The 514-nt window shown below is 82.5% G+C and carries 1 protein-coding gene; it reads right to left on the bottom strand.

Annotation, left to right across the window (positions count from 1 at the left end; genetic code table 11):
• Positions 1-397, bottom strand: a 397-nt coding sequence (locus tag PYV61_RS26555) for a DUF6597 domain-containing transcriptional factor (RefSeq protein ID WP_275836899.1), incomplete at its 3' end; no start/stop codon positions are given.
• Positions 398-514: the final 117 nt, after the last annotated feature.

Genomic DNA, 514 nt, shown 5'->3' with positions numbered 1-514 from the left:
CCTGCAGCGCGGCGAGCGTCGCGCCGAGGTCGCGCAGCTCGGCGAGCGCCGGGTGCGCGCCGCCCCACAGCTCGGCGATCGGGACGTCGAGGTCCGTGAGCGCGCTGGCCGACACGCCGAGCAGGCGGCGCGCCGCGCCCGGGCGGAGGCGCGCGGCGACGAACGCCGTCCCCGGCGAGGGGGGGACGATCGCGGCCGCGGTCATCGTCCCCACCGCGACCGCGCGCACCGCGTCGCCGGTGGTGGCGAGCAGCACGTCCACGCAGCCGTCGGGGAGGACGCGGTGCGCCCCCGCGTCGGGCGGCGCCGCGCCACGCGTCCACAGGCACGCGACGAAGGGGCGCAGCGCCGGCGGGGGCGCGTGCTCGGCGTAGGCGTCGGGGAACGGCGGGCGCACCCCCGGAATCTCGCACCGGCCGGCGTGGCGGCTCCACCGCCGTCGCGGTCAGGCGCAGCGCGGCGCCGCCCCGCGCGCCCAGCCGGGGAGCACCGCGCGGGCGCGGGCGTGCGCCAC

The organism is Roseisolibacter sp. H3M3-2 (assembly GCF_029211165.1).
Classification (GTDB): Bacteria; Gemmatimonadota; Gemmatimonadetes; order Gemmatimonadales; family Gemmatimonadaceae; genus Roseisolibacter.
This window is presented reverse-complemented; position numbering and strand designations above follow the sequence as displayed.